The following is a 9,212-nucleotide window of genomic DNA, read 5'->3' on the forward strand; positions in this document are numbered from 1 at the left end:
GTGCTGATCGAGACCCTCACCGCGCTCGGCGCGGAAGTGCGCTGGGCCTCTTGCAACATCTTCTCCACGCAGGACCACGCCGCTGCCGCCATCGCCGAGACGGGCGTGCCGGTTTTCGCGACCAAGGGCGAGACGCTCGAGGAATACTGGGACTATGCCGACGCCATCTTCCATTGGCCGAACGGCGAGACCGCCAACATGATCCTCGATGACGGCGGCGATGCGACGCTCTACCTCATCCTGGGCGAGAAGGCCGAGCAGGATCCGTCCATTCTCGACCATCCGAAGTCGGAAGAAGAGACCGCTCTCTTTGCGCAGATCAAGAAGCGTTTCACCGCCACCCCGGGCTGGTTCGCCAAGGCCCGCGCCGCGATCAAGGGCGTGTCCGAGGAAACCACCACCGGCGTCATGCGTCTCTACCAGATGCAGAAGCGCGGCGAGCTGCCCTTCCCGGCCATCAACGTCAATGACAGCGTGACCAAGTCGAAGTTCGACAATCGCTATGGTTGCCGCGAAAGCCTCGTCGACGCGATCCGCCGCGGTACCGACGTGATGATGGCGGGCAAGAAGGCCGTCGTCTGCGGCTATGGCGATGTCGGCAAAGGCTCTGCTGAGTCGCTCGCCGGTGCTGGCGCTCGCGTCTACGTCACCGAGATCGACCCGATCTGCGCCCTGCAGGCCTGCATGGACGGTTTCGAAGTGGTCCGCATCGAGGACGTGGTCGGCGAGATGGATATCTTCGTCACGGCGACCGGTAATAAGGACATTATCACCGTCGACCACATGCGCGGCATGAAGGACATGGCGATCGTCTGTAACATCGGTCACTTCGACAATGAGATTCAGGTCGAAAGCCTGAAGAACTTCCAGTGGACCAATGTGAAGCCGCAGGTCGACCTGGTGAACTTCCCGGAAGGCCACCGCATTGTGCTGCTGTCCGAAGGACGCCTGGTGAACCTCGGCAATGCCACCGGTCACCCGAGCTTCGTGATGTCCGCCAGCTTTACCAACCAGACGCTGGCGCAGATCGAGCTGTGGACCAAGGGCGAGAAGTACGACAACGAAGTCTACATCCTGCCCAAGCATCTCGACGAGAAGGTCGCAGCCCTGCACCTGCCGAAGCTGGGCGCCAAGCTGACCCAGCTGAGCACCGAGCAAGCTGAATATCTCGGCTTGCCGCAGCAAGGCCCGTTCAAGGCCGAGCACTACCGCTACTAGGCGGCAGAGCCATCACAGAAAACGGGCGTCGCGTTTGCGGCGCCCTTTTTTGTAGGGAAACTAGTCCTGGTCCGTCAGCGGCATGCAGCCGCAAGCAACGGCCTCCGCCCGCTCACGCGCGAGCCAGCATTTCGCCTTGGCGAGATCATTGAACTGACCAACCCGCGTGCCGCACGTATGCGCCACGGTCGCGACGATCATCGACACAGTTGACTGCGCCGCTTCGTCTGCGGAGACGAAGGCGAGGCGCATATTGGGCATGAGGTCACCGGCCAGTCCCTCGACATTCTCGATGATCTCGACCGGGCTCGCCTCGATCACCGAGCCTGTAATGTCGATAATCACCCCGCGCACCCGCTGGCGCAGGGCCGCATCCTTCAACTCCAGCCGGGACTGATGAATCTCGGCCACGTCTACAGAGCCCTCATGGGAGAGGACGGCGACGTTGTGGCTGTCATCATGGGCAACGGTAAAGCTCACGCGGACTCCTGAGTCGGACGGGACGGATAAACTCCAAGAATTACCCTTACAGGAATACTAATATTCACTCATCCGATATGAGAATAAAGCGCGTTGGGGTGAGAATGGCATTGAGCGGGAAATCCCAGGGGTCGCGCGGAACATTGAGCAGAACCTGGTCGTCATAGGCGACACCACAGGCAAAGACCGGCCCTTGCTTGGCGCGCCAGGATAACGCCCGGTCATAATAGCCCTGACCATACCCCAGCCGCCCACCCTGAAGGTCAACGGCAAGAGCCGGCACAAGGATAAGAAACGGGTCGATCCCAGGCGTGTGCGCAGCTGGCTCTTGAACACCGAAGCGTTTTTCTTCCAGCGGGTCGCCAGGCCTCCAGGCGTGAAAATCAAGGCCGCGCTCATCGCTCCGCATGACCGGCAGGCTGGTCTGCCAACCATGGGCGGCAAGTGCCTGCATGAGTAAAAGCGGGCTGAGTTCATCTCCGAGCGGGAAATAGCCTGCCGCCGTGCCGCCTGCTGCCAGGACACTCTCCGGAAAGGTGCCGACCAAGGCTTCCGCCGCGCCCGGCTGCGAGACCGCGAGCTTTGCCCGTATCGCGCGGGTCGCGTCCCGCATCGCCTTTTTGGCGGCGGGAGAAGTCATGTGGCGGCTCCGCCTGCGCCGGCAGCCCGGAAATATCCCCACAGACCCGATAAATCAGGTGGGCACCGCGTAATCGGGACCACGGTCCCGACCAGGGGCAGTTCCCTAGTGGTGATGTACGGTCGGTAGGATAAACGTTCTATCGCACGCTGCAGATAACCGCCGCGTCCTATTTGGGGCTTTCCCACGCCGGGCTCAAGCCTGAACCTGCGCAAGCCCGCCCTCTTCGGCAGGCTCGGCCTGTACGCCATCGTCTCCGCCTTCCAGCGTCTGGGCCAGGGCTTCGAGGCGTTCTGCTGCCTTGGAGATGCTTTCCGCCAGGCGAACACGCTCACTATTGCGTCCGACGGCGACAGTCTCGCCCTCAGCCTTCAAGCGCTCGCTATGCGCCTCAAGCATTTCAACCTTGCGCTCGGCCTCACGCAATTCATCGACGACAACCAGCGAAGCCATCAGCAACAGGCGCAGATCGCCGATCTGACCCACCTGGCCGGATATTTCCCCGACCTTGCCGTCGAGATAGTTGGCCAAGGAGCGCAGATAGGCCTCCTGGCCCTCTTCACAGCCAATGGTGAAATCACGGCCATTGAGCTTTACGGCAACGCGGGACATGGCTCAGCCCTCCCCCGCAGCATACTGGCGCAAGTCATCAATGGCTCGGTCGAGTGCATCGGAGGCATGCTGAGCCGCCTCTTCCAATGCCGCCTCGCGCGCTTTCGACGCGTCCAGCGCTTCCGCCAGACGCTGGCGGTCCTGGTCGTAATCGATCTGGATCGAAGCCGCCGCCTGTGAACTCTCGGCCCGCTGGCGCAGACGCAAGGTCATCCGCTCGATACGGGTCATCGCCCCGTCGAGGCGCGCAACAGCGCGATCTAGCGGATCATCATGGGGTACGGTCGGCGTCGTCATGGCCCTATAAAATCAACTGCGTCGGCCCAAAGTTCAAGCAGTCTGTTAAGAGTGCGTCCCTCAGCGCTGACTCTGTGAGCGCTTCAGCGACACATGCCGGTGCAAACATGGCAAAATTCCGGCGTCCGCGTGCCATCGGGATTTGGCCCGATCAGCTCGCCGGTTGACCTGACCCCGCTTGCGGGCGAAACACGACACCCTCTCAGGCTTTGATGGACTTTACGCCGTGCGTTTCACCAGCCTGCCCGACTGGGCGTTCTACCCGATTGCCGCACTGGTGATCGGCGGCATGATTGGCGGAGCGTTGAGCTTCGGAAATACCGGTGCACGCTCGGTCGAGGAGCTGCTGCAGGATGGCCGTGTCTTCCAAGGCGAGGAATTGGGCGCCCTGGCGACCGGCAACGGGCTTTATGTGCAGCTTCTGAACGAGGATGACGGCTTTTTCGCGCGGGTCCGGGCTGAACGCGGTCAGTTTGACGGGCTGCAATCGGCAGGAGCCTTTTTCGTCCTCAGTGATCTCGAGCGCGAAGCCTTCCAGGGCCATCGTGTGCGCATGCGCGTCGTGGCGCGCAGTGCCGGCACCAATGGCGCCGAGGGCACGCATGTGAACCTGTTCCTGCCCGGGCGCGGTCAGGGACAATGGGAGCGCGTTGAACTGTCGAACAGTTTCGAGGCCTATGATTTCGAGATCGCCGTGCGCGAATGCGTGTGGGACTTTGCCTTCGTTTCGCTCTGGCCGGACTGGGTCGAGGAAGCCAATACGATTGATGTCGAACGCATTGAGGTCAGCGTTCTGGAGCCTCAGCCGAGTTGCGCTTGACGCCCTCATAAGGCCGCACATCGGGCAATCGCGTCAGCAGCATGCGCGAGTCCCAGCACATCGCATTGGCAATCTGGCTCGGCTTGACCCGGCGCGCCTTCTGAACAGCACGCCGTGACCGCATTACCGCCGGCCAGGCCTTCAGGCCATCGCCGATCGCACGCCAGAACACACCGCCCTGCCCCTTCAGGCTTGCGGCTATGCCCAGAGCCAGTGTTGCGAAGGCGTGAAACGGGGCGAGCAGCCAAAGCAGCCAGCCCGGCGTGTTCTTGAGAAAGACCCAGAGCCGATTGCGCACGCCGTAATAGGTCGCGAAATCAGACCGCCGCCCGGACGAGCCATAACCGAGATGGTCGACAATAGCGGTCCGCAATTGCACAGCGCGCTCGCCGAGAAGTCGGGCGCGATAGGCCAGGTCGACATCTTCGTTGTAACAGAAGAAGTCCTCGTCGAAGCCGTTTAGCTCGGCGAACAGCTCGCTCGAAATCAGGGCCGCGGCGCCACACGGACCAAACACCTCTCCCTCTTCCGGCAGAAAGCGGTCGGGGCGTAAATAGGCCGCGCGATAGGCCAGGCCAGCGGCGTGATAGACATCCCCGGCCCCATCGACAATGCCCGGCTTGTCGGCCGCCAATTGGGTGGACCCGAACAGGCGTATGTCGGGATAGCGTTGCGTCGCCTGATCCAGACCGGCGATCCAGCCGGGATGGGGAAAGGCGTCGGGGTTCAAAAACGCCAGCCAGCGCCCACCGGCCATTTCGGCAAGCCGGTTATTGCCGGCCGCAAAACCGAGATTGTCTTCGCTCTTGATGAAGCGCACGCCGTCCGGAATATCCGCCTCTTCGATCGCCTCGCCGGCAGGAGACCCATTTTCCAGCAGAAGGATTTCGCGTGGCGGCACGGTCTGTGCGGCCAGGGCGTTCAGGCAACGCCCGATCGTATCGCGGCTCTTGTAAGCCACGATCAGAACCGAGATGTCTGCCGTCTCGCGCATGCATATCCTCATTCGCCCCGGGGCCCTTCTTGCGCCAAGCGCAGGGGGCGGCGCAACCAGCTATTCACAAGAAGCTTAACGCAACGCAGTCCAGCCACTGGTGCTGGGCCAACGGATTGCCTATGCATCCGTTAACGCTGGCTGTGGGGACACCAATCATGACCGACCTATCCGACAAAAACGCGATTGCCCTTGAATTCGCACGCATCTGCTCGCTCGCAGCCGTCGATATCATGGCGGTTTATGAAAGCGACTTTGCGGCCCGGTCCAAGGACGACAAGTCGCCGGTGACCGATGCGGATGAGCGCGCTGAACAGATCATCCTGCGCGAGCTTGAGGCAAGCCTGCCCGGTATCCCCGTGCTTGCCGAGGAGAGCTTCTCTAATGGCTTCCGCCCGGAAATCGGATGCGCCTTCATTCTGGTTGACCCGGTCGACGGGACCAAGGAATTCATCAACAAGAACGGTGAGTTTACCGTCAATATCGCGCTCATCGAGGATCGTCGGCCGACCGCCGGATGCGTGTATGCACCGGCACGCGAACGCATTTATATCGGCGGCACCCGGGCTTGGGCCGGCCAGCTCAAGCCGGGCGAGACACCGCAACTCGACGCGCTGGACACCATCGTCACCCGCCCGGGCCAGGCCGAGGCCCGCACGGCAGTGATGAGCCGCTCCCACGCGGATGAAAAAACACTCAGCTTTGCCGAACAGCACGGTGTCACCGAACGGATCTCGGCCGGCTCCTCGCTGAAATTCTGCCTCGTCGCAGAAGGTCAGGCTGATGTTTATCCGCGCTTCGGCCCGACCAAGGAGTGGGATACCGGCGCCGGACATGCCGTCCTCAATGCCGCCGGCGGCGCCGTGGTGACACCGGAGGGCGAGGACTTCCTCTATGCCAAGGAAGCGGTGGAATACCTCAATGGCGCCTTTATCGCCTGGGGCCGGCAGCCCTGAGCGCCAATCACATAGCCGGAAACGCAAAAGGGCGCCCGCACGGGACGCCCTTTTTCATTGGCACACGGCCTGGGCTAGCCCAGATGGCCCATTTCACGCAGACGCGCGATGACCTGATCGGCTGCATCCTCGACCGAAATCGACGTCGTATCGAGGCGAATCTCCGGGTTTTCCGGCGCTTCATAGGGGCTGTCGAAACCGGTGAAATTCTTGATCTCGCCGGCTTGTGCCTTCTTGTACAGGCCCTTCGGATCACGTTCGATACAGACCTCAAGCGGGGTATCGACGAAGACCTCGACGAACTCGCCCTCTTCGACCAGCTCACGCACCATCTGGCGCTCGGACTGGAAGGGCGAAATGAAGGAACAGGTCACGATCAGACCGGCATCCACGAACAGCTTTCCGACCTCGCCGATCCGCCGGATATTCTCCACCCGGTCGACATCGGTAAAGCCGAGATCGCGGTTGAGCCCGTGACGCACATTGTCGCCATCGAGCGAATAGGTGTGGTGGCCGGCATCAGCCAGCTTGCGCTCAACCGCATTGGCCACCGTCGACTTGCCGGCTCCGGACAGGCCGGTGAACCAGAGAATCGCCGGCTTTTGTGCCTTGATCTGGGCCCGCTGCGCCTTGCTCACATCCATCGCATGCTTGTGGATGTTGGAGGCCCGGCGCAGACCAAATTCGATCATGCCCGCACCGACCGTCTGGTTGGTGAAGCGGTCGATCAGGATAAAGGCGCCCATATCACGCACATCCTGATAGCGATCAAAGGCGATGGGACGAGCGGTCGACAGGTTACACATGCCGATCCCGTTCATCTCCAGGCTCTTGGCCGGCAGTTTTTCATAGCTGTTGACGTCAATGCGGTGCTTGAGCGCTGACACTGTCGCCGGCGTTACGGCCGTGCCGATCTTGAGAAGATAGGAGCGGCCCGGCAGCAGCTCATGCTCATTCATCCACAACACTTCGGCAGCGAACTGGTCGGAGACTTCCGGGCGGTGTTCGGCAGCAGCCAGCACATCACCGCGGGACACGTCGATCTCGTGATTGAGCACCAGGGTGACACTGTCACCGGCATGAGCCTCTTCCAGATCACCATCCGCAGTCACGATACGCTCGACATTGGCGACCAGGCCGGACTGCGCCACGACGATGGGGTCACCGATCCGGATCCGGCCGGACACGATAAGGCCGGAATAGCCGCGGAAGTTCAAATTGGGGCGATTGACCCACTGCACCGGCATGCGGAAAGGCTGCTCGAGCAGATCGCTTTCAACATCCAGCGTCTCCAGATGCTCGAGCAGTGTCGGACCGGTATACCATTTCATGGCCTCGGAGCGACGGGTGACATTATCTCCATAGCGTGCGGACATCGGGATCGGCGTAATGCTGTCGAAACCGAGATCCTCGGCGTTCTTGAGATAATCGGCGACGATTTCGTGGAAGCGGCCGCTGGAATGATCGGCCAGGTCCATCTTGTTGACCGCCAGCACGACGTGGCGAATGCCCATCATGCGCGCGATATAGGTGTGGCGCAGGGTCTGAACCAACACCCCCTTGCGCGCATCTATCATCATCACCGCGACATCGGCGGTCGAGGCGCCGGTGGCCATGTTACGCGTATACTGTTCGTGGCCCGGAGTGTCGGCGACGACGAATTTGCGTTTCTCGGTGGCGAAGAAACGATAAGCGACATCAATGGTGATGCCTTGCTCGCGCTCGGCCTCCAGCCCGTCAAGCAACAAGGCGAAGTCGATCTCGTCCCCGGTCGTTCCGTGCTTGCGGCTGTCGCGCTGAAGCACGTTGATCTGGTCCTCGAACAACAGCTTGCTGTCATAGAGGAGACGGCCGATCAGGGTCGACTTGCCATCGTCCACGGAACCACAGGTCAGAAAGCGCAGCACGCCGCGCTGGCCGGACCGGGTGAGGCGCTGCATCACGCTTGTGGTCGGGGTTGAAGCATCCATCAGAAATACCCCTCCCGCTTTTTCTTCTCCATCGACCCGGATTCATCGTGGTCGATCAGCCGCCCGGACCGCTCAGACGTCCGTGCCGTCAGCATTTCCAGAACAATGTCTTCAAGCGTTTGAGCTTCGGACTCGATGGCGCCGGTCAGCGGATAGCACCCCAGGGTCCGGAAACGGATCATCCTGTGATCGGGCGTCTCGCCGGGGCGCAAAGGCAAGCGCTCATCATCCACCATGATGAGTTGGCCGTCGCGTTCGACAACCGGCCGCCGGGCCGCAAAATACAGCGGTACAATCGGGATCTCGTCTTCAAGGATGTACTGCCACACATCCAGCTCGGTCCAGTTCGACAAGGGAAAGACACGAATGGATTCGCCCTTGCGGATCTTGGTGTTGTAATTGTGCCAGAGTTCAGGGCGCTGGTTCTTCGGGTCCCAGCTGTGGTTTGCGTCCCGGAACGAGAATATCCGCTCCTTCGCACGCGCCTTCTCTTCATCCCGGCGCGCGCCACCGAATGCCGCATCGTATCCATGGCGCGTCATGGCGTTGCGCAGGGCTTCCGTCTTCATGACCTGCGTATGGACCTGGGAGCCGTGATCGAATGGGTTGATGCCGCGGGCCCGGCCCTCCTCATTGATCTCAACCCGCATCTCCAGACCGAGCTCGGACGCGATGGTGTCGCGAAAGCTGATCATGTCGCGAAACTTGAACGTGGAATCCACGTGCTGAAGCGGAAAGGGCGGCAGGGACGGGTAGAATGCCTTGAGGGCCAGATGCAGCATCACCGCACTGTCCTTGCCGATGGAGTACAGCATGACCGGGTTCGAAAACTCGGCTGCCACCTCTCGCATGATGTGCATGCTTTCGGCTTCAAGGGCACGCAAATGCGCAGACAATGGCCGCTCGCGCCGGGGGGCCGGCTCGCGAAAACGACGCGCGTAGGACTGTATGGATTGCAGGATCGGCTCGTTCATTCCTGGACGCTCATAAGCTCGTTCAGCGAGGTGCCCACCCCGCTTCCGAGCGATGTTAGCAGTCCTTTCCTAAAGCCGACACGGAAAGGTCGTCCGCCGCTATATGGCGTACCTGACTGCGAAATCCAATCCCGCAACTGCCAATACTGCTATGCACAAAACTCGGTCACTGCCGCGATGACCCGGTCAATGTCCGCCTGCGGCATGTCCGGATGCATCGGCAGGGAGACAACGCGCCGCGCCGCGGCCTC

Annotated in this window: 10 protein-coding genes and 1 other RNA gene; 3 read left to right on the forward strand and 8 right to left on the reverse strand. The window is 61.4% G+C overall.

The window, feature by feature from the left end; genetic code table 11:
- A partial coding sequence (gene ahcY, locus Q1V57_RS10540) for an adenosylhomocysteinase (RefSeq protein ID WP_300530356.1) occupies window positions 1-1,218 on the forward strand: 1,218 nt, incomplete at its 5' end.
- A 60-nt stretch (window positions 1,219-1,278) separates the two neighbouring features.
- Here ahcY and Q1V57_RS10545 read toward each other — a convergent pair.
- The 5 genes from Q1V57_RS10545 to Q1V57_RS10565 form a co-directional block, all read right to left on the reverse strand.
- Complete coding sequence (locus Q1V57_RS10545) at window positions 1,279-1,698, reverse strand: hypothetical protein (protein ID WP_300530358.1); 420 nt, start codon at window positions 1,696-1,698, stop codon at window positions 1,279-1,281.
- Window positions 1,699-1,762: 64 nt separating this feature from the next.
- Window positions 1,763-2,338: a 5-formyltetrahydrofolate cyclo-ligase gene (locus Q1V57_RS10550; RefSeq protein WP_300530360.1), complete on the reverse strand. Its 576-nt coding sequence runs from the start codon at window positions 2,336-2,338 to the stop codon at window positions 1,763-1,765.
- A gap of 2 nt (window positions 2,339-2,340) precedes the next feature.
- Window positions 2,341-2,499, reverse strand: a non-coding RNA gene (ssrS, locus tag Q1V57_RS10555) — 6S RNA.
- A gap of 34 nt (window positions 2,500-2,533) precedes the next feature.
- Window positions 2,534-2,950: a cell division protein ZapA gene (gene zapA / locus Q1V57_RS10560; RefSeq protein ID WP_300530362.1), complete on the reverse strand. Its 417-nt coding sequence runs from the start codon at window positions 2,948-2,950 to the stop codon at window positions 2,534-2,536.
- A gap of 3 nt (window positions 2,951-2,953) precedes the next feature.
- Entirely contained in the window at window positions 2,954-3,247 is a 294-nt protein-coding gene (locus Q1V57_RS10565; RefSeq protein WP_300530363.1) for a DUF4164 family protein, read from the reverse strand.
- Between the two features lie 226 nt (window positions 3,248-3,473).
- On the opposite strand from Q1V57_RS10565, the gene Q1V57_RS10570 reads away from it, so the two are divergent.
- On the forward strand, window positions 3,474-4,067 hold the full coding sequence (locus Q1V57_RS10570; RefSeq protein ID WP_300530365.1) for a hypothetical protein: 594 nt from the start codon (window positions 3,474-3,476) through the stop codon (window positions 4,065-4,067).
- On the opposite strand, the gene Q1V57_RS10575 is transcribed toward Q1V57_RS10570, so the two are convergent.
- Complete coding sequence (locus Q1V57_RS10575; protein ID WP_300530367.1) at window positions 4,033-5,061, reverse strand: glycosyltransferase family 2 protein; 1,029 nt, start codon at window positions 5,059-5,061, stop codon at window positions 4,033-4,035. The two genes, Q1V57_RS10570 and Q1V57_RS10575, sit on opposite strands and share 35 nt — an antisense overlap.
- Window positions 5,062-5,219: 158 nt before the next feature.
- Between Q1V57_RS10575 and cysQ the strand changes: the two genes are divergently transcribed.
- Window positions 5,220-6,017: a 3'(2'),5'-bisphosphate nucleotidase CysQ gene (gene cysQ / locus Q1V57_RS10580; RefSeq protein WP_300530368.1), complete on the forward strand. Its 798-nt coding sequence runs from the start codon at window positions 5,220-5,222 to the stop codon at window positions 6,015-6,017.
- A 74-nt stretch (window positions 6,018-6,091) separates the two neighbouring features.
- On the opposite strand, the gene cysN is transcribed toward cysQ, so the two are convergent.
- Window positions 6,092-7,987 (reverse strand): sulfate adenylyltransferase subunit CysN, encoded by a 1,896-nt coding sequence (gene cysN, locus Q1V57_RS10585; protein WP_300530370.1) that lies wholly within the window; start codon window positions 7,985-7,987, stop codon window positions 6,092-6,094.
- Entirely contained in the window at window positions 7,987-8,961 is a 975-nt protein-coding gene (cysD, locus tag Q1V57_RS10590; protein ID WP_300530372.1) for a sulfate adenylyltransferase subunit CysD, read from the reverse strand. Before cysD ends, cysN begins: the two co-directional genes overlap by 1 nt.
- Window positions 8,962-9,212: the final 251 nt, after the last annotated feature.

Source organism: Maricaulis sp. (assembly GCF_030149425.1).
GTDB lineage: Bacteria > Pseudomonadota > Alphaproteobacteria > Caulobacterales > Maricaulaceae > Maricaulis.

What these genes read in the sequence shown, in the direction of transcription:
- Q1V57_RS10550 (WP_300530360.1), bottom strand. Translation starts at nt 2,338, where the DNA reads ATGACTTCTCCCGCCGCCAAAAAGGCGATGCGGGACGCGACCCGCGCG.
- zapA (WP_300530362.1), bottom strand. Translation starts at nt 2,950, where the DNA reads ATGTCCCGCGTTGCCGTAAAGCTCAATGGCCGTGATTTCACCATTGGC.
- Q1V57_RS10565 (WP_300530363.1), bottom strand. Translation starts at nt 3,247, where the DNA reads ATGACGACGCCGACCGTACCCCATGATGATCCGCTAGATCGCGCTGTT.
- Q1V57_RS10575 (WP_300530367.1), bottom strand. Translation starts at nt 5,061, where the DNA reads ATGCGCGAGACGGCAGACATCTCGGTTCTGATCGTGGCTTACAAGAGC.
- cysQ (WP_300530368.1), top strand. Translation starts at nt 5,220, where the DNA reads ATGACCGACCTATCCGACAAAAACGCGATTGCCCTTGAATTCGCACGC.
- cysN (WP_300530370.1), bottom strand. Translation starts at nt 7,987, where the DNA reads ATGGATGCTTCAACCCCGACCACAAGCGTGATGCAGCGCCTCACCCGG.
- cysD (WP_300530372.1), bottom strand. Translation starts at nt 8,961, where the DNA reads ATGAACGAGCCGATCCTGCAATCCATACAGTCCTACGCGCGTCGTTTT.